Origin of the sequence: Cryobacterium lactosi (genome assembly GCF_004403945.1) — a bacterium.
GTDB lineage: Bacteria > Actinomycetota > Actinomycetes > Actinomycetales > Microbacteriaceae > Cryobacterium > Cryobacterium lactosi.
The window spans coordinates 42,280-61,598 of the sequence record NZ_SOHM01000042.1 but is presented as its reverse complement, the minus strand read 5'-3'; the positions used below and the strand labels follow the sequence as shown (position 1 = coordinate 61,598).

At 64.1% G+C, this 19,319-nt stretch carries 18 protein-coding genes and 1 pseudogene; 15 read left to right on the top strand and 4 right to left on the bottom strand.

The window, feature by feature from the left end; all coding sequences use genetic code 11:
* Positions 1-39: 39 nt before the first annotated feature.
* Positions 40-363, bottom strand: a complete 324-nt coding sequence (locus E3T61_RS19930) for a helix-turn-helix domain-containing protein (RefSeq protein WP_134642581.1) — start codon at positions 361-363, stop codon at positions 40-42.
* A 319-nt stretch (positions 364-682) separates the two neighbouring features.
* Between E3T61_RS19930 and E3T61_RS19925 the strand changes: the two genes are divergently transcribed.
* Genes E3T61_RS19925 through E3T61_RS19885 form a run of 9 tightly spaced genes read left to right on the top strand, consistent with a single transcriptional unit; the run spans position 683 to position 10,911 of the window.
* Positions 683-1,900, top strand: a complete 1,218-nt coding sequence (locus E3T61_RS19925) for a MinD/ParA family ATP-binding protein (protein WP_134642580.1) — start codon at positions 683-685, stop codon at positions 1,898-1,900.
* A 6-nt stretch (positions 1,901-1,906) separates the two neighbouring features.
* Positions 1,907-2,221, top strand: coding sequence for a hypothetical protein (locus E3T61_RS19920; RefSeq protein WP_236900939.1), 315 nt, complete (start codon positions 1,907-1,909; stop codon positions 2,219-2,221).
* Positions 2,222-2,245: 24 nt separating this feature from the next.
* Positions 2,246-2,965, top strand: coding sequence for a hypothetical protein (locus E3T61_RS19915; protein WP_134642579.1), 720 nt, complete (start codon positions 2,246-2,248; stop codon positions 2,963-2,965).
* The gene (locus E3T61_RS19910; protein WP_206751536.1) at positions 2,872-4,428 is read left to right on the top strand and encodes a hypothetical protein; all 1,557 of its coding nucleotides are present in this window, start codon (positions 2,872-2,874) and stop codon (positions 4,426-4,428) included. Before E3T61_RS19915 ends, E3T61_RS19910 begins: the two co-directional genes overlap by 94 nt.
* Positions 4,421-6,121 (top strand): hypothetical protein, encoded by a 1,701-nt coding sequence (locus E3T61_RS19905; RefSeq protein WP_134642577.1) that lies wholly within the window; start codon positions 4,421-4,423, stop codon positions 6,119-6,121. The genes E3T61_RS19910 and E3T61_RS19905 overlap by 8 nt, the downstream gene beginning before the upstream one ends.
* Complete coding sequence (locus E3T61_RS19900) at positions 6,118-7,650, top strand: ATP/GTP-binding protein (protein ID WP_134642576.1); 1,533 nt, start codon at positions 6,118-6,120, stop codon at positions 7,648-7,650. The genes E3T61_RS19905 and E3T61_RS19900 overlap by 4 nt, the downstream gene beginning before the upstream one ends.
* Before the next feature lie 19 nt (positions 7,651-7,669).
* Positions 7,670-8,731 (top strand): hypothetical protein, encoded by a 1,062-nt coding sequence (locus E3T61_RS19895; RefSeq protein ID WP_241992708.1) that lies wholly within the window; start codon positions 7,670-7,672, stop codon positions 8,729-8,731.
* 46 nt (positions 8,732-8,777) lie between these two features.
* Entirely contained in the window at positions 8,778-10,511 is a 1,734-nt protein-coding gene (locus tag E3T61_RS19890) for a type IV secretory system conjugative DNA transfer family protein (protein ID WP_134642574.1), read from the top strand.
* Complete coding sequence (locus tag E3T61_RS19885; RefSeq protein WP_134642573.1) at positions 10,504-10,911, top strand: DUF4913 domain-containing protein; 408 nt, start codon at positions 10,504-10,506, stop codon at positions 10,909-10,911. The genes E3T61_RS19890 and E3T61_RS19885 overlap by 8 nt, the downstream gene beginning before the upstream one ends.
* Positions 10,912-11,213: 302 nt before the next feature.
* Here E3T61_RS19885 and E3T61_RS19880 read toward each other — a convergent pair whose 3' ends face one another.
* On the bottom strand, positions 11,214-11,675 hold the full coding sequence (locus tag E3T61_RS19880) for a DUF488 domain-containing protein (protein ID WP_241992711.1): 462 nt from the start codon (positions 11,673-11,675) through the stop codon (positions 11,214-11,216).
* Between the two features lie 469 nt (positions 11,676-12,144).
* On the opposite strand from E3T61_RS19880, the gene E3T61_RS19875 reads away from it, so the two are divergent.
* From E3T61_RS19875 to E3T61_RS19845, 6 genes and pseudogenes are all read left to right on the top strand, one after another.
* Positions 12,145-12,534, top strand: coding sequence for a VOC family protein (locus E3T61_RS19875; RefSeq protein ID WP_134642572.1), 390 nt, complete (start codon positions 12,145-12,147; stop codon positions 12,532-12,534).
* A gap of 514 nt (positions 12,535-13,048) precedes the next feature.
* Positions 13,049-13,411: a TniB family NTP-binding protein gene (locus tag E3T61_RS19870; protein WP_241992710.1), complete on the top strand. Its 363-nt coding sequence runs from the start codon at positions 13,049-13,051 to the stop codon at positions 13,409-13,411.
* Positions 13,412-13,578: 167 nt separating this feature from the next.
* Positions 13,579-14,361: an alpha/beta fold hydrolase gene (locus tag E3T61_RS19865; RefSeq protein WP_134642571.1), complete on the top strand. Its 783-nt coding sequence runs from the start codon at positions 13,579-13,581 to the stop codon at positions 14,359-14,361.
* A gap of 767 nt (positions 14,362-15,128) precedes the next feature.
* Positions 15,129-15,584 (top strand): annotated as a pseudogene (locus E3T61_RS19855) (recombinase family protein); the annotation flags it as partial.
* Between the two features lie 110 nt (positions 15,585-15,694).
* Positions 15,695-16,807 carry a type IV toxin-antitoxin system AbiEi family antitoxin domain-containing protein gene (locus E3T61_RS19850; protein WP_134642569.1) on the top strand — a complete coding sequence of 371 codons (1,113 nt, stop codon included), beginning with the start codon at positions 15,695-15,697 and terminating at the stop codon, positions 16,805-16,807.
* Positions 16,797-17,657, top strand: coding sequence for a nucleotidyl transferase AbiEii/AbiGii toxin family protein (locus E3T61_RS19845; protein WP_134642568.1), 861 nt, complete (start codon positions 16,797-16,799; stop codon positions 17,655-17,657). The genes E3T61_RS19850 and E3T61_RS19845 overlap by 11 nt, the downstream gene beginning before the upstream one ends.
* Here the strand turns inward: E3T61_RS19845 and E3T61_RS19840 are convergent.
* Positions 17,635-18,501: a hypothetical protein gene (locus E3T61_RS19840; protein WP_134642567.1), complete on the bottom strand. Its 867-nt coding sequence runs from the start codon at positions 18,499-18,501 to the stop codon at positions 17,635-17,637. The genes E3T61_RS19845 and E3T61_RS19840 overlap by 23 nt on opposite strands.
* Positions 18,501-19,187, bottom strand: a complete 687-nt coding sequence (locus E3T61_RS19835) for a helix-turn-helix domain-containing protein (protein ID WP_255455717.1) — start codon at positions 19,185-19,187, stop codon at positions 18,501-18,503. Before E3T61_RS19835 ends, E3T61_RS19840 begins: the two co-directional genes overlap by 1 nt.
* Positions 19,188-19,319: the final 132 nt, after the last annotated feature.

Genomic DNA, 19,319 nt, shown 5'->3' with positions numbered 1-19,319 from the left:
ATGGTTAGAGCGAGCTGGCCCCCCGAGAAGCCGCAACCGTCAGCCGAGGACGAATTCGAGGACTTGACCGAAGTCCCGGGTGACGAGATCTCGTCGCGCGGTGAATATCGTGCCAGCTGGCCGGCGGAGAACGTCATCGGGGGCGTCGTCTTCGATGTAGCCCATATTCCGGAGGTCGATCAACGCCGCGTGTACGGCCGGGCGGCTCATCGTGTCGCCGATCACGTCGAACAGCTCGTTGAAGTCAAGTGGCCTGGGCAGCAGCGCGCGGAGCACGAGAACACGGGAAGGCGCGGAGAAGAGCTCTTGGAACAGTGCCACCCGGGCAGGGGCATGTTTCATCAGATTGTCGTCGCGTGCCATGCGCTCAATTCTGGCGTGGACCCGCGCATTTCCGGCCGCAACACGACTCGTTTGGGGTTAATGCAAACGCATCTAATTACGGGCGTAAATCAACAAGGCTCCCAATGTCGGTGGTCGCACATAGAGTTTCGAATCGACCCGATTGCGTGGCCACATAACCATTCCCCGTGATTCAGGGAATTTTAGCTGACACACAGTCGGGACACACCCCTCGTTCAGGTGGCATTTAGGGGCAAAAAAGTAGAGACTAGTCAGGGCCTTTGGGGGGCGTCCTATATCCCTCGGATGCGTAGCAAGAGTTCGAGAGGAGATACCGCCCATGAGTGACACCAGTCACCGCAGCACCCGCGATGTCTTCGGAGCGGCTGACCGCGCCGGAGATTACGTCGAGGAAGACACCACCCACATAGCCCCGCCGACGCCTCGCCGCCTAGCGGAAACAACTGAGGGTGCCCCCACGCTCCTCCCAGCGCCTATTGACGCAGAGCCCGTCATAACACCGGTGCATGTGGAGCCCACACCTGAGGGGCCGGCCACCGTGAACCTGGCCAGCACCTCGGTGCTCTTTGGCGGAACGGCGGCCGGGCTGGTCGCCGGGTCACGAATGACGAACCCAGCCAAGGCCACCACAGGATTCCGGGGCGCCCTGGCGAGTCTGGGCCTACCGGTCGGGCCCAGTGCCGCCGAGCTGGGGGAGCGGCGCCTGCAGGAGCAGCACACAGCCAATGAGACCACCGTGCGCCAAGCGACGTGGACCCGTGCGGTGTCGGTGCTGGTGAACAACCCGAAGGGCGGCACCGGGAAGACTCCGACCGCGTTGTTGCTTGGGGGAGTGCTCGCCGCGATTCGTGGCGGGTCGGTCGCGATTTTGGAAGTCTCCGACGACCCCGGCGCTCTGAACTTCCGGGCTGAGGGGAACCCACAGCTCGGCTTGGGCGAGCTGGTCCGCGACATCGACCAGGTCGGCACCGTCGGCCGCCTCGCCGGATACACCGCCCCACAAACTTCGTTCGCGTCCGTGATCGGATCCACCGGGCGACGTGAACGCCTCACCGGCGACTCCGTCGTGGCCGTGTCCAACGTCATCGACGAGTTCTACGCCATCCGCGTCATGGACTCCGGCAACGTCCCCACCTCCTCCGCATTCCAGGGCGCCGTGTCCGTAGCCGACGTCCTCGTGATTCCCGTCATGAATGCAGGGGACTCGGTCCTTGAAGCCATCCAGCTGCTCGAGGAGCTCCGCGCTGCAGGCGGCGACTCCGCCGACCTGGCCAACCGGGCGATCGCTATCCGACTCACCGATGGACGCCCCGAGAACGACGCCGTCCGCCAGGAAGTCGAACGCCTCCTCAACCAAGCCGGCGTCAACGCCCTGCACGACATTCCCTACGACGCGCACATCGCCGAGCGCGGACAACTCACCCTCGCCCAGCTCCAGCCCGCGACCAGAGACGCATTCGTGGCCGCGGCCGCGAGCGTGGTCCGAGCACTGCAATCCGCGGTCTCCACCGCCCCCACACAGAACCGGAAGGCCTAACCCACCATGCACGACCTCATGCTCCGCGCAGCGATCGACAATCCCCTCGACGGGATCCTGCCTGACTTCTCATTCGGCGGAGCCGAGTTCACCGCCCTGTGGCAAAAACTCATCGCCGCCCTCTGGGCCATCGGGATCCTTGTCTCCATCGGATTCCTGATCTTCGGAATCGTCGCCATGGCCGGGGCATCCGGAGACACCAACCCCAACCCGCAAGCCCACGCCCAAGGCCGCCGCAAAGCGGTGTGGGCAGGCATCGCCTTAGCCGCTCTCGCAGGCCTAGCGATCATCGTCGGCGCCGTCCTCTCGTTCGCCGGCTAACAGCCCTACCTAAGGAGACCCCTCATGCGAATGGTTACCGCATCCGGCCGCAGCCGGTGGCCCCTCGTCATCGGCGGCAGCCTCCTGGTCCTCGCCATCGGCGGCGGCATCGCCTACACAGCGACACAGCCGACCGAACCGGCCACAGCACCCGCCTCGAGCACACCCACAGCGGCGCCGACACCCACCGGAAGCGTCTCCGGCAACGGTGACAACGAAGACGACGTCACAGGCTGCCTCGGCGGCCAGGACCGCAACGCCAACATGGTCCTCACCGCCCAAGCCGACGCCAAACACACAACCTACGGCGCCGTCGAAGTCGCCACCGCTTTCTACCGGTGGCTCTGGCAAACCCCCAACCCAGCGGCTAACACTGCCGAAGCTAGTGCAGTGAGCGAGGCTGTGATGGCATCAACAGCCAATGACGCGTTCCGCGATCTTACGGCTGGCTACCAGGCGATGGCCGGCACCGACATCACCGCCGGACAGGTTCCCATCGGAACTCCGTTCCATCTGTCGACCACGAACGGATTGTGGACAGTCTCTGAAGGCTCCACCACCGACAAGGTCGAGGTGAACATTGCGGCCGGGTACGTCGTCAACGGCGAACTCAGCCCGACCAAAGCAGCCGTCATCTCCCAAACGATGGTGTGGGAAAACGATGGGTGGCACATAGAAAGTGCAGGCACTCCCGATCAAGCGAAGCTTGCCGCGGGCGGCACCCGCTACACGGGCGGCTGCTGATGAACCCTGAATGCGCAGAAAACTACTTCGTCTGCGGGGCTCAAGGGCTCGCTGAAGGTGTTGCCGACGCCGTTGGCGGCGTCAACAACGCCGTGAATACGGCTGCAGGTGTGGCGAACTTCTGGTCGGATCCAGCGGGGAACTCGTTCAAGATGATGCAGAACGGGGCCAAAGGCCTGGCCGATAACGTGCTGCCGGCACTGACGCACGCGACCCTGCCGGATCTGACCGCGGATTGGTTCCTGCAGGCGTACAGGGTGTCGTTCGCCCTGGCGATTTTCGTATTTGTGGCTTTGCTTATTCCGCAGATTGTGCGCACCGCGCGCGGGCACCAATCGGGCCGTGAGCTGGGAGAGTCGCTGGCGTTGTATGGGCCGGCGTTCATTCTCGGGGCCATGTTCGGGCCGGCGCTCGGCGCGTTCCTCGTGTCGTTCTTCGGTGCCCTGTCGGATTCTCTGATCTCGTGGGGTGTCACGAACAACGCGCAGACGATCGTGGACAAGTTCTCCGTGATGCTCTCGGAGGAGAACAGTGACGGTCTGGCCGGCGGCGCCGTTCTGGGCGTGATCTTGATGTTCTTCATGATCCTGGGCTTGCTGATTGTGCTGCTGATGCTGATCGTGCAGCTCATCACCCTTTACTTCTCCGGGGTGTTGTTTCCGTTGGGGTTCGTGTGGATCGTCGACCCGCAGAAACGGAAGTTCGGATCCAAGATCGCCTACCTATGGTTCGGGATCCTCGCCTCCCACCCGCTGCTGTTCTTCCTACTCGCGATCGCGTACAGCATGATGTCCGCGCAGGTCGACGTGTTCTCCGGGTCCCCCACGCTCGCGAAGACGGTGACGTTGGTTGTGTCGATCCTGGCGTTGTTCATGGCCGGTCTGTCACCGCTGGCCTTGACGAAGTTCGCCCCCGTCATCCCTACCGGTGGCGGCGGCGCGGCAGTTGCGGGTCCGACGATCGGGTCCCAGTCGATGCAGCAAGCCGATGCGAAGTACGGCGACAGCAGCCCCAACAGTTCGGCGAGCAGCAAGAGCGATGACAGCTTGTCGGTATCCGACGAATCCGGCAGCTCACCGGTCACCACCGGCGGCACCGGCAGCACCGGTGGCGGTGGCGGTGGTTCGGTCGCGGCCGAGGGCGACACAGCGACGTCGTCAATCTCGGAGGCGGCCTCGCTCGGCAGCACGTCCGGCGGAGCCACCGCCGGCGCTGCTGCAGGTGGCGGGGCCGCAGCGGCCGGCGGGAGCGCTGCGGTCGCGGAGACCGGGATGGCGGCGGCGGGTGCGGCCGAGTCGGCAACCGGTGTCGGGGCGGCGATCGGGATTCCCACGATGATCGCTGCCGGTGCGAAGGCTGGTTTCGATACGACGAAGAAGGTCACTGATTCGGTGACGGATGCGGCGGTCGCTCCCGTGGAAGACCACGAGCAGCACTATGGAAAGGACTCCACCCATGAGTAATCCGGAGTCCTACGTCAGGCACCTGGGCGGCGAGACGGGTCACCGCGGGTTCTTCGGCGGCACCGCCTCCAAGACCCGCGTATTCCTGTTGGCCGTGTTCATCGGCGGCGGCATGGCCGGCATGGTCATGGGTTTGGGCCTGCCGGCCCTGCTCGTGGCAGTGGCGGGTGTGGGCATCACGATGCTCACGACCGCACGCACGCACCGGGGCACGGTACTCGAGCGCCGCCGGAAGCGGGCCCGCGCCAGGGCTCGCCGCCGGCTCGGCACCGACGACTTCGTGCCCTACGAAGTCGGGGCGTGGGACCAGCTGCAGGAAGCCATCAACCAGGGCACCAAGGCGGAGAAACGGGCCGCGGAGCGCACCGCGTTGAAGATGCGGGCGAACCCGGACGGCTCCGATGGGATGGGCTGGCTGCAATACGCCTCGAACATGCCCGGCATCGCCTGGCACGCTCCGATCGGTGAGCAACCGTACCTGTCGGTGGCGTTCTCCGTGTCCGGGCAGCTGCGCGGTATGGAGACCGCGGCCGCGCTGACCCGGGCGGCGAACGCCTGGGGGAAGTTCCTGGCCCGCCGGGCGGCACCGTCGTCGTTGATCCGGGACGTGCAAACTCTCACTCGCGTGTTGCCGCCGGACTCCGCCCGGCAACAGCAGTGGGTGAAGACCCGCCTTGAGCCCGTCCAGGACGACTGGACGGCCGCCCAGCGGGAGTCGTTTGAGGCACAGAAGCTTTCTTACGACGAAGTGATCCGCAAATCCAGCGCCGACGCGATGGTGCAACGCCACTACGTTGTCGTGTCCTGGCCGTTGGATCAACAGTTCACCGACGCCGCCACCAAATTCGGCCGCGGCCGCGACGCCTGGCGGGCACTCATGGCCGACCAAATCCTGGCCACCGAACGCGGTCTAAACGACGCGAAGATGGGCGACGTGCGCGCCCTGACGGCGAAGCAGACGACCGCGTTAATGCTGCACCAGCAAAACCCACACCTGCCCATCGACCTCACCCGCACCGTCGACCCCCTCCAGGCCGGGCTCCGCTCCCACGATGAGTTCTCCGCACACGTCGTCCAGGACGTCGACCCGACGTCACTGATCATGGGGGAGGACGGCCCCGTGTCACCTCCGGTGACCTGGTGGCACCGGACGGCCGCGATCCACGGCCAGAACCTCGCCGTCGCCGCCCGCAGCCCGCTCTGGTGCCTGGACCTGCTCATCGGCCGCGAACTCACCTTCGTCCGGTCAGTATCGTTCCACCTGCACCTGGTCCCCGCCGGACAGGCCAAAGCGAAGGCCCGCGCGGACGTGGTCCGGGACCTCGCCGGGGTCATGGCCGACCAGCAGAAAGGCCGCCTGGTGTCCGACGATTCGACGACGCGGATGTCGGCCGCGCAGCGGCGCTCCGCGGACCTGGCCGCCGGTTCCCACCATCACGGCGTGGATTGGATCGGGTTCATCACCATCTCCGCGCCCACCCGCGACGACCTCGCCCAAGCGTCCCGCCAGCTTGAAGAAGCCTGCGCAACAGGCCTCGGCATCGAGCGCCTGGACTGGCAGGACTCGTTCCAGTCCGCCGCGTCCGGCACGACCTGGCCCATCGGTCGGGGCCTTCGCCCCGCAAGCCCGACATTGACGTCCCGGTCGATCAACCGGCTCGCCGGCCGCACCGAGAAAGAAGCACTCTCATGACCCACAAACCCGCCACACCCGTCGATACGGCCACCGACGGTCGTGCACCTTCGGCGACGAGGAAGCCTTGGTACGGGTCCGTGCCGGGCCTGAAAATCTTCCTTTCGCCCACGGAGAGCATCCCGCCGGTCCTCACCGGTGAAGAGGGCGCGGCGGCCACCGACCAGGTCGGGCCGACAGCCCGGCCGGTGGACGTGCCCCCGTTCTCCCGCCCAGGATCCATCCTGCGCGCCTCACCGGGCGCGGCAGCACGCGGTTGGTACGCGCCGAAGCTGGCCGGGGCACCGACAACAACCAGGCAGGCCGAGATCCTGAACACCGGCATCATTGGTGCCCCAACGGGGATCGAGGGTGTCGTCAACGGTACCGACAACCTCTCGTCGACGATGATCAGCCACGACGCCCCGACTGCATACAACGCGTCCCCAAGGAAGTTGACGTCGCCGAACGTGCTCATTATCGGCACCGTCGGGTCAGGGAAGTCGTCGTTTACGAAAACGGTGATGGTGATGCGACCGTTGCTGTTGAAAAACCATCGGGCGGTGGTGTTTGACAAGAAGGACGAGGGTGGCGAAGGCGAATACGCGGCTCTGACCCGGCGGATGGGTACCGAACCGCTCCGGTTCGACCCGGATGGCACGGGGACCAGGTTCAACCTTTTGGACCCCCACATTGCACGCGGCACTGGGCTGCAGGGGCAGATGCTGCTCATCAACGCGGTCGCCCGCATCGCCCGCGACGACACCGCCGCGACAGAATGGGAAGAAAAAGCCACCCGGCACGCCCTGCAGCTGCTCTTCGAGAAGTTCCAAGACACCGAAAGGGCTGCGACGACGACGGACCTGATGCCGTACTTGGGCATGGTGCCCACAGATCAGGGGCTGTCGCCGGAGGCGTCGGAGCGGTTTCACCAGGCTGGCTTGTCGATCCGGTTCGGCCTGCAGAACCTGCTGGAAACCTACGCCGGCGTCTTCGACGGCGAAACCAGTAGGCACGTGGACCTCTCCCACAAGCTCACCACCTTCGACGTTTCCCAGCTGCCGGACTCGGGGCCGGCAATTCCGACGGTGATGGCGATCGGGAACATGTGGCTGATGGGCCGGCTCCGCCAGGAGCGCGGATTCATCACCAACGTGATCTACGAAGAGGGCTGGCACATGATCGGCGGCCCCTCCGCCCAGCTCGTGAAAGCCAACCAGAAACTCTCCCGCTCCCTGGGGATCTCCAACGTCTTCGTCATGCACAAAGGCACCGACATTCCCGCCGACAGCCCCGGCTACACCGTCGTCCAGGAAGCACAGACGGTGTACGCGTTCCGGCAGGACCGCCCCGAAGACGCCAGGTGGGCGCAGGAGACGTTCAACTTCGCCCCCGACACCGCCGCCACCCTGATGGGATTGAACCCGGGCAACTGCGTGTTCAAGTACGGGTCGAACCCGGAAACCCACATCCGCCACATCCGCTCGGACTGGGAGATCGAGGTCACCAACACCGACTCCGCCATGGCCGCCGGCGACACCACCAGCTGACCGGCGTATGCAGAAAGGTATGTGGGGGACCGGGGCCGTCGTGCTCCTGGTGTTCATCTTCACGGGGCTGCTGCTGATCACCGGTGGTGGCCCCGGCACGAGCGCGTGCGCGGCGGTCGCGGCGAACCCGCAAGGCGCCGCAGAACGCTCCGCGGTCGCCGGGTACCAAGGCGACCAGCTCGTGAATGCGGCCCTGATCATGAACGCCGGGGCGACGCTGGGCGTCAACGTGCACGGGCAAACCATTGCTGTGATGACGGCGATGGGTGAATCCACGCTGCGCAACATCGAATACGGCGACCTGGCCGGCCCCGACTCCCGCGGCCTGTTCCAGCAACGCGACACCTGGGGCACCCTCGCCCAACGGATGAACCCGACCCAGGCGGCGTCGTTCTTCTTCGAACGTCTCCTGCGGGTGTCGAACTGGGAGACGATGACACCCACGGCCGCAGCGCACGCCGTGCAGATCAACGCCGACCCCAACCACTACACGAAGTACTTCAACGGTGCTGAAGCCGTCGTCACCGCGCTCACCACGGGTGATGCCGCCTGCGCGGCCGGGATCGGCGGGGACGCCCGGGCCCTCGCAGCCGGCCTGGTCGTCAAGATCGACGCGGGCAACATCACCGGGTTGTCGCCGGATCACCTCCGCGAGATCCGCTGGATCGCCGACGGCGAAACCAAAGAGAACTGCGGCATCGACACGCGGATCCTGCAGGTGATCACCATCGCCACGAACACGTTTGGCAGCGTCGGGATCTCCGACATCAACCGGGCCTGCACCGGCCAAGTCCTCGGCTCCGGATTGACGTCGCCGCACTCGGCGAACGGGGGCGGCCACGCCGTCGACTTCTACTCCTTCGACCGGATGCCCACCACCGGCGCCGACGCGAACGCGTTGAAGCTGCTCAAGGCGCTCAGCCCAGTCCTGCCGGCCGGGTCCGGCACCGGACAATCCCAGTGCCGCGCCGACGCCGGCGTAACCCTGGACCTGTCGATGACGCAGTTCAGCGACTACTGCAACCACGTCCACATCGCCGTCGACCCCTACAACACCGACCCCCTAAAACTCGGCACCTAATGCCCCACCTGACTACGCCTGCGCGCCAGGCTGCAAGGAGAATCCAATGATCGACTGGAAAGCCCGCATCATGACCGGCCTCCTCGCCATCCTGACCGTCCTCGGGCTGCTCGGCGCCGTGCACGCCGGCGCCGCCCTCACCCCCACGGGTGTGACATACCCGTGGAACCCCGCCGCCCTGGCCGGCGACTTCCTCTTCCGCGACGCACCCTGGCCGCCCGCGGCCACCTGGACGTCCCTGACGGCCCTGATTCTCGTGGTGGCGGTGTTCGCGTTCATCCTTGCCAAGCAAGCGCAGTGGGCGTCGACCAAGCGCAACAACGTGGCCCTCAAGCACATGGCCACTACCCGTCAGTCAGCCGTGCTGCGTGAAACGGCTCGGGCGAAGGAGGCGGCGCAGCTGCACCCGGCCGCGGTGAACCTGCCGGCGGGGGAGCGGGTCGGCCGGCTCGTTGGCCGTGGGAACCGGTGGGTGTATCAGGGGTGGCGGGATTTGGGCGTGTACGTGTTCGGGACCGGCCGCGGGAAAACCTCCGCCCTCGTCATCCGCCACATGATCGAAGCCCCGGGAGCGGCGATCATGACGTCCAACAAAGTCGACGGCGTCCGCGAAGCCCTCGCCGGCCGGGCCGGCCACGGCCATGCGTTCATCTTTGACCCGAACCGGATTTACCGCCGCGACACCCGACCGGATTTCGTGTTCAACCCGCTCGACTACGTGCAGAGCGCCGCGGACGCCCGCGAACTCGCGGCGATCTTCGAAGCCTCCACCCGGAAAGCGTCGGACCGGGGCGGGGATTCCCAGTTCGACACCGCCGGCCGCGACATGCTCGCCTATTTCTTCCTCGCGGCCGCGCTCGAGCACGAACCGCTGTCGCAGGTGTTCGCGTGGATCGCCCGCGCTGAAGGGCACGAGGTGCAACGGATCCTCGCCCGGCACGGGAAAACCGGGCCGTCATCCACAATCGAGGGCATCCTGAGCTGGCCCGAGAAGACCAAGGGCAGTGTCTACGCCACCGCACAGCGGATGGCTTCTGCCCTCGCTGGCGATGATCTCTTGGCCTGGACGAGCGCCGACGGTGTCCGCCGGTTCAACCCGGACGAGTTCATCCGCAGCGCCGACACGCTCGTGCTGCTCTCCAAAGACGGTGAAGGATCTGGCGGTGCCATCCTCACTGCCCTCATCCGCGCGATCTGCAAGACCGCCGAGCACGCTGCGCAGGGCAACGGCGGCCGGCTCACCGTGCCGCTGGTGATGGAGCTCGACGAATGCGCCAACATCGTCCGCTGGCCAGAGCTGCCGTCGGTCTACTCCTTCTATGGGTCGATGGGCATCATCCTGAACTCCTACTTCCAATCCCGCGCCCAAGCGATCGACGCGTTCGGGAAAGATGGCTGGCAAACCCTCTGGGACGCCGCCGCCACCCGCGTCTTCGGTGGGGGATCCGGCGACGACGAGTTCCTCCGGTCCCTGGCCGCGCTCATCGGCGAGCACGATGAGATCACCTACGGCAGCTCCACCAGCAAAGACGGACACATGTCCACGTCGACCAACACCCGCAAGGTCAACACCCTCGACATCGCCGCCCTCGGCTCCCTCCCTGAATGGCGCGCGGTCATGTTCAGCTCCAAATGCCGACCAGTCATGGTCAACACCGTCCCCTGGTTCCGCGACAAAACCCTTACCGCCACCATTAACCGCACCGCGCCGACCAAGACACCGGACCCGGTACCGGTACCCGAGGACACCGCTGCAGCGGAGGTGGCAGCACGTGGCTGAGTACGACGACTACGACTCAGCCGACACTGGGGAGGATGCGGTTGACGTCCGCCAGATGTTCCTCGACTGGCTAACCAGCCACCTCAGCACCGTCGAGGTCGTCGGCACTAAACCGACACCGTGGTGCGACCAATGGTGGCTACACCCGGAAGTCGTCGCCCGGTTCAAAGCGCTCTGGCACGCCAGCATGCAAGCAGACGCCAGCGTCATGGACGGCGACGCCGGCGCCGTCTCGTCCTGGTGGATCAACCACTGGGACCGCCACGCCGCCGTCATCTTCGACAAGTCAACCGGTCCCTTCCGCGACTGCGACCCCGACCAAGGACACTTCCACCGCCGCAAAAACGGAACGGTCAGGATTGTGCCCGCATCGATGCCGCCGGACAACGTGGAGCTGTAGCGGCACGCACCGCTGGAGCAGACTTGTCACGTCAGCCAGGTGGTCGAGAACGTGCACCGACAGAAAATAATCATTAATCGCATATTTCTCAAAAAGGGGTGTTGGCGCTGCCATGCCGACTGCGCCGGTCGGATGTGACTTTCGGCGCTATGTGAGTGAGGTCGACTCCAGCCGCGTCAGGACGCTGCCCCGCAGGACTCCCTTCGGCTTGCCGTGCCCTGCTGCTTCGCCCGCTCTCAGGCCTGCTGGTCTTGGCTAAGCGTTGCACCACGGGTATCGAAGCAGCTTTGGATACTGCGATCTCATTCATCCGCACCTTCTCCGTCGGACGGATACCACACCCGGTCGCCGTCCACTCTCGCGAAGCGCGTCAGGGCGCGTGGTTTTGTGGAGGTGGGGCTCATGATGTCGTTGACAGGAATGCGGCGGGCAAGGAGCGCGTCCGCGATGAGGGATCGGTGACAGCGCCAAGGCACCGCTTCTGCACACATGATTGCCGCCGTGTCGTTAGAGGCGTAGCCCAGGAGCGTACGGACGCCGTCGGCAAAGGCGGTTGTTTGCATGTAGTCGGCGTAACTTCGGAAACTTTTGTTGCGCCAGGATCCGTTGATGGACTCTTGTGCTGCGGGTGTACGGCGAAGTCCTCCAAGTTCAGCGAGGCGTAGATACTTGATGCCCTGAACGGTCAGGCTGCGTGAGAGTTCCTGTTCGCCAAACTGGGGGTTGTGTCGGGAACCGGGAACCGTCCGAACGTCAACTAACAGGCTGACGTTTGTTCAACTTCAGCATCCGAACAAATTCTTCGATCGGATGGGTGGAGTGACCGATCGTGTAGACGGGATGAATCGTCATTCAGGGCTTCCTTCTCGGTGACCCTGTTCCGTTGCCAATCAGGGTAGTGATCGCTGTCCAGAGACTGGCATGCTTCTGTCTCGAAACCCCATGAGTTACGAGACATCGCAACGAGACCGATCGAGATTCTTCGCCTCTCGAACCCCGTCCCACCTACCAACCAGACCCAAAGCGGGAGTGAGAAGAGAATCTCGAAATGTGAGTCGCAGCGCTAAGTGGCCGACTTTTGTCGCTGGTCAGTGGCCGAGCAGTAGCGCCTCTGCGTCGATGACTTCGGGTGTGACTTTGGTGAGGGCGTTAAGCTTTATGACTCGTCCGATTTGGGTGACGAGCCGATCGAGTCGTTGAGTCTCGCGACTTCGAAGAACATTGGATGATCAAATGCCCCGGTTCACCGGAATCCACCATCTCGCGTTAACTGTCAGTAACCTCGATACCAGCGCCGCGTTCTATCAGCTGGTCTTCGGTTTTCCTCCGACCGATGAGCTCGATGGTGAGAAACTGCACCGCCGCCTCTTCGCCTTGCCAGGGGGCGTCAACATTGGTTTGACCGAACACACTCCCACCACGACCGAGCGATTCACTCCCTTCCGTCCCGGCATGGATCATCTCGGCTTCGCCGTCGAAAATATAGAGGAACTCCAACGCTGGGCCGAGTACCTCACCGGTGCCGCCATCGACCACTGCGGCCTCATCGAAGCGGACTACGGAACCGCTCTCAGCTTCAAGGACCCAGACGGTGTGGCACTGGAGTTCTTCGTCAGCATGTAGGCTCCGAACCTAGCTCCGCCTCTTATTGGCCCCTCCGGCAGGCCTCTAATCCGCTCCAATACCGTCTCGTAACCCTAGGGAAATGAGACGTCTCACGGTCGCGATCTACACTTTCTCAATTTGTCATTTTCCGAAGTCATCTGAAGCGGACTTTGGCGGCGGTTCACCGCGACATTGCGGCAGCTTGCCGGGCACGAGGACTCCCGGCTCCGTCCCGGAACACGGTGGGGCGGCGAGTCCAGGCGTTGCATCCGGTCGAGGTGGGCCGGCGGCGGGGTGGTCCGGATGCGGTGCGGCGCTTGCAATCCGCCGGCGGCGACGTGCCGGTGATTGACACAATTTTGGAGCAGGTGCAGATCGATCACACCGTCATCGACGTGATTGTCGTCGACGAGTGTGAGCGGCAACCGATCGGTCGTCCGTATCTGACCGCGGCGATCGTGGAAAAGTTCCGCCGCGGACACCTACCGATGACCGAACCGGACGGGAACACATTCCCGTGTTGTGCGTGCAGATGCCGTCCGAACCGTCCGTGCTGCGCTTCTACATCGCGCTCCTCGCCGCCCTCGGCGCGCCCCTTCAACCCCGACGACGCCTGGCCGACGTGGAACAAGTGTCGCTGAGCTTGCTGCGTGCGACCGGAGTGCGCACGCTCGTCATCGACGAGCTACATAACGTCCTCGCCGGGCAGGGCAACAGCCGCCGCGAGTTCCTCAACCTGCTGCGCTTCCTCGGCGACGCAATGCGCATCCCGATCATCGGCGTCGGAACACGGGAGGCGTATCTTGCGGTCATCTGGAAATGCCCTCGCATTGGCAGAACGGATGACCACCCCATGCGAGCAGGACCACGCGACAGGAGCCCGGGCGGGTGCTGAACCATTACCAATGGCGAACGGCCCGCAGCATCGCTCGACGAGCCGGAAGGACCCACCGCATTTCTGTCGAGTTTGAACGCTACCGCAGGCTAGGCACGCCGCCCGTTTAAGGTTCCGCTTGCGGTGACCAGACCCTGCCGAGATCCGCGTGGGATAGCGTTGCGGGTGTGACGCTAAACCATATTCGACGCGGAAGTGGCAGCCCGCTGCTGCTAGTACACGGTCTGGGCGCAGGGTGGCGATCCTGGGCCCCGATCCTCGACGAACTGGCCGAGCGCCGTGAGGTCATCGCTGTCGACCTACCAGGGTTCGGTGAGACACCGCCGTTGACCGGCGAGGTCTCGATCGCCACGCTGACCGACTCCGTCGCGGACTTCATCCGCGAGCAGGGGCTGGACGGGGTCTCGACCGTCGGCCAGTCAATGGGCGGCCGAATGGTGCTTGAGCTCGCGCGGCGGGGAGTCGGCGGTGACACTGTGGCGTTGGACCCGGGCGGCTTCTGGAGCGACCGCGAGCTCGTCGTCTTTGGCGCCACGCTGCGGCCGTCGATCGCTCTGGTCCGAGCGCTGCGAGGCATGCTGCCAGCCCTTCTTGGCAGCTCTGTCGGAAGGACTTTGCTGCTGGCGCAGTTGTCGGCGCGGCCCTGGGCGCTCTCGCGCGAGACCGTGCTGCCGGACGTGCGCGGACTGGCCGATTCCCCGGCGACTGGCGCCGCCATGGACGCCCTCACCAAAGGACCCAAGCAACAAGGCGCCCCGGCTGGCACAGTGCCCGGCCGGGTCACGATCGGGTGGGGGCGGCGTGACTTGGTGACCTTGCCTAGACAGGCCGCTCGCTCCACGGAACTGTTCCCCGACGCCGTGCTGCACTGGTTCGAGCGGTGCGGTCACTTTCCGCAATGGGACGTACCGCATGAAGCGACCCGACTTATTCTCGACAGCACCGACTAGGGTTGGCTGCTGCCCAGCCGACGACAGCATCCGTCGCCGTAGGCGGATCCTCAATGGTAAACCTCGTAACTAATGTCCCAGTTGACGTTCGCGCTACGGGAATTATTGCAAGTGTCGTCGGTGGCCGGAGCAAGTTGTGCAGGCGAGTACGAACATTTGTGCAGACGACTTCGAAAACTGACGCAATTCTCGGGTGATCTCGCGACCCGACGAGTCTCATATCCTCTTGCTTGAATTTCGGTACTCACCGTTAGTTATGCGACACCCAAGGATCAGAGTGACGAAGCTGGTCGGCCATGCGCGCGTATCGACGCGCTGGCAATCCGCTGACTGGCAACAGGCCGACATTCTGGCCGCAGGGCGTCCGGCGCGATGACCTCTACGTCGACCACGGAGTCTCCGGCGCTCGAGCATCACGACCGGACTTCGACCGCGCACTCGACGCCCTCGAGGCCGGCGTGTGTTTCGTCAGTTGGAAACCAGCCAAAAGAGCGATAACTTTCCTGCCATCTGAGCGACCGGGAATCTGCTGAGCTGGACGTCGGTAGCGACAGCTGACGGCGTCTCCTTGGACGCCCCAAGCGTGGCCGCCGCTTCATCCAGCCCTGCTCTCGCGCTGAATCAGCGGCTGCGGCAGGTACACACGACCATCGCTGTTCCGAGTCGCCCGGGCCGCCACGGGCCGGTGCTGAAACGGCAGGATGGAGGTGATGAAACGGCCGGAATGACGTACTGAAACGGCAGGTTCCTAAGTGCTCACACACACCGGCGACACTCTCGTCATCACGACTCTGGACCGGCTGGGGCGATCGACACAGAACATGCTCGCCTTCGCCGAAGAGCTGCGCGGCCGCGGCGCCGGCCTCCGCGTGCTGAACCTGGGCGGCGGCGACGTCGACACCGCGACGCCCATGGGTTCCATGCTATTCACGATCATGGCGGCGCTCGGTCAGATGGAACACGAAATCAAGCGAGAGCGCATAGTCGACTCGATCGCCAAGCGACGCGACGCCGGCAAGGATCTGGGCCGTCGCCCGCGGATCATCACCGACCGCCAAATCCTCAACGCCCGCCACCTCATAGAACGCGGCGAGACAGCGGCCCAGGTCGCGCGTGATCTTGGATTGTCTAGAGCAACCTCCTACCGACGAGAGCACGCCCTGAGCCCTATGCCCGATCAAGTCGCCGCTGACGACACCCTGACAATCGATGACGCCATATAGCGATCACAAAACACCGCCAAAGAGCGCTAAGGCAGTCCGCGCAATACTCTGGGCCACCTAGAACACCCAACATATGCTTTGAAAGTGTACATAACCTATACTTTTCAAGTATGAGCGTAATTGTTGAACCGATCCTGGAGGAACTGGCCTCGGGCCAGTGGGGTCTACTCACGGCCGCGCAGGCGAGGGCTCGCGGTGTTAGTCGAGCCAATCTCTCGCATCGGGAGCGGGATGGGCGTCTGGAACGTCTCGTTCACGGCGTGTACCGGCTCGGCGGCGTTCCGGTGGCGCCGCTGGATGATCTTCGGGCAGCCTGGATGTCCACTGGTCCGGAACTGCTGGCCTGGGAACGGCTCGAGAATCCGCACGTGGTGATCGGCGGCGCCGCGGCCGCCGCGGTGCATAAGTCTGGCGATATTGAGCCAGCCCCGTATCGGATGATCACCAGCGAGCGTCGCCAGACCCAACGACCAGACATCGCCTACTCGCGTCGCCAACTGGAACCGCGAGACGTCGTCGTTGTCGAGGGTCTCCCGGTGACGAGCATTGAGCGCACCGTCGCTGATCTTGTCGATGAGGTGGGCGACCTCTCCCTGGTTGGGGATGTTCTGGCCGACGCAACCCGAGGAGAGCACGCCATCGACCTAAATCACCTAGGACGTCTTCTTGCCCCTTTCGCGGCAAGGTACGGCCATCCTCGACGGGACGGCACGGCGCTTCTCGAACAAATACGACGAAGTGCCGGCATCGACGACGTCGCCGCAACTCTCGCGCTCATTCAGCGACCCGCTGTCGGTGCCGCCCTCGAGCAGGTCATCACCCGCGCAGCAGGCGAACAGCTCAGGGTCCTTGCTGAGCAACTTCAGTTCCAGCTGCACGGAAGCACCCAACTCAACGAACAGCTCGAACAACTGCTTGCGCCGGTGAGAGAAGCGCAGAGTCGCCTAGCTTCCGAGATCGCGGACGCCGTGCTGACCCCCTTCCTGGAACTCCATCGGGGGCAGATGGAGCAGATCACCAAGGGAATCGCGGACCAGATGCCTACCTTCACGATGCCGAAGATCTCGGTTCCAGCCATGAACTTCGGCGGGGCTGTCCCTCTCATGACCACAACACACGCAGTGCCGGCATCCTCCGCCATCGCGCCCAAAGATCCAGACGCTGGAGAGTCACGCCGCGGCCAGGAACCGACCACCGAAGAGGAAACGACCGATGAAAACTGATCCCTACCCAGACGGACGGGCAATGCTCGCCGCTCTCAAAGAGAAGGCACGCTCCGCGCACCGCGCTGGACTGGGGACTTCGATCCAGAGCCTTCAGGATCTGGCCATCTTCGACCGTTTTCTTTGCCGGGTCTTCTCCGTAGACGATTGCCCGTTCGCGCTGAAAGGCGGAACGAGCATGCTCGCGCGTCTGCCCGGAGCCCGGAGAACAACCGACGTCGACCTCGAAACAGCCGAGATGAGCATCGATGAGGCCACCACCCAGCTCACGGCGGCCGCCAGCGTTGATCTAGGCGATCATCTCGAGTTCCGATATCTTCATCACCGCGATACGGGCGGACCCAACCAGCCGGGTCTGCAGGCTGCTGAGGTCACGTACAGCGTCACCGTCCGAGGCGCCGGCACTCGGAACCCGATCAAAGTCGACCTGGCCATTCACAAGCGCACGCCGACCGCACCGCTGGAGAGCATCGTCCCAGCGTTCCGGCTCGACCTACCCCGCCTCGGTACCGTCTATGCCTATCAAGCGATCGCCGTCGAGGACCAGATCGCGGACAAGGCCTGCGCCACGATGTCGATCTACGGCGGCCTTCCCTCCACCCGATCAAAAGATCTCATCGACCTGGCCATCCTCGCCCGAACAGTGCGGATCGATGCCCGCCAACTCCGCAGCAGCGTCTTCACAGAAGCGGCCCACCGGCATTTGCCCGCATTCATGACGCTCGCGGTGCCCCGATCGATGACTGACCCATATCCCAACGGAGCAAAGAACGTGGCCGTCCTCAGCGATCTCCTCAATCGGGGGAGAGCCTTAGGAGCCGACGTGCTCACTGTCCAAAGATCGCGGTGAACGAGATGAGCCACTCATCGATGGACTCGTAGATGGCTGATTCGGGAAACCTGGCGCCCAAACTTGCTGCCATGTGTTCTCGGACAAGGGTGTCGTTTTGTGCGGAGTACATCTCGACGAGATGCTGAGCCCCCTCGTGAACAACGGTGCGAATTTCTGGTCGTTCGGCTGAGTGCTTCATCATCGTTTCCGCCATGACGGCTCCGTCGGTGACCATCATGAGCAGGGCGATGTCGCCGGAATCTTTGGGGCGCAACCGGTCAGGGCGTCTGTCAACGTCCGCCAACCGTTCGGAGACCTTGTGGGTTTTAGCTATGAGTAGCGCGGCCGGCCCTGCAACGTGCACATCGACGGAGAGTTCTGGTTCGCCGTCAACAGTGGTGATCGTGGTGACGGTGCGGTCGTGGATGGCCAGCTCGAGGCCGTAAGCGCGGGTTGTTGCACTCTGCTGCCCAGCGATTCGAGCTGAGCGTCCTTTCGAGCCGGCATACGTTTCCGGGACGAGGAGGTCGACTGTCGTGCGCTGTTCCCAGGACAACCCGCGTTCGTTGACCAGGCCGTAGATTCCGGGCCTTTCGGGACGCGCCGGTTCAAGCCCGATGTCGGCCAGGAGCTCCATGATTTTGGGGTCTTCAGCGATCAGGACTGGGTTGATGGCGAGGTCACCGTCCCGGGTCGACTCCATGTCGATTGGTCCCCACTTTTTCTGCACCCACACATGGACGGCGTGCGCTCCTACGACGGTCACCGCATCCGCATGGTCGCCCAACGCCAGGATGGTGGTGATGAGCAGGCGCCGGGATCGTTCAGCACCGTATCTGGCATCCTCGAATTGCAGTGCCACTACGCCGCTACCCCCGCTTCCGTCAGGGCGATTCGCCCGGCGAGTTGCGGTAGGAAGCTCTGGGCAACGTCGGCTTGGCGGCCCGGTGAAGCCAAAGCGTCGAGCATGCCCCATTCCGGCGCGAGCATCGCCGTGCCGTTGACCCACGTGGTGAATCTGCGCACGTTCTCGGTAATGGGAAGAACAATGACGCTGGACTTCGCAGTCGGAGACATTGGAGGAAGCTCATCCAAATCTTCGGGCCGCTCCACGTAGACGACCGGGGTGAACGACCGGGTGGACGAAATATCCGCTGCCACCGCCTCCAGCGACGACACCGCCGGGTTCGCGCCGCGTGCAACCAGGTAGTGGATGAGCTCACCCACCGGCCGATCCAACGCGAAGATCCGCACCCCTGGACGTTTGATGACGGGAGCGAGGGTGGCCGTTTGAGCGAGCTTCTTAATCAGGCGGCTCCGATCGGCGGTAGACGCCGTCCGGATCCGTTCGACCGCCACCGCGTATGGCGCGTCGCTGCCCAAGTCCGAGAGAGTTTCCGTCAGTAGAAATCCGGCACCGGTAGCGAGCTTCTGCAGCATCGAATAGGTCGGATCCACGACACCGGACTCGATCCGAGTGATCGTCGACGTCGGCACTCCCACAAGCTCGGCAAACGACGACTTGGTCATCTCTCTTTTAACGCGCATACGAGTAACTAGCGACGCGGCGGACTGAAAGCTCATATCCCCAGCGTACATTGCATATGTGCAATGGGTTGCATATGTGCAATTCATTGGACGGATCGTAGATCCATCCGGGAGGGGTGTCACCATCCACGA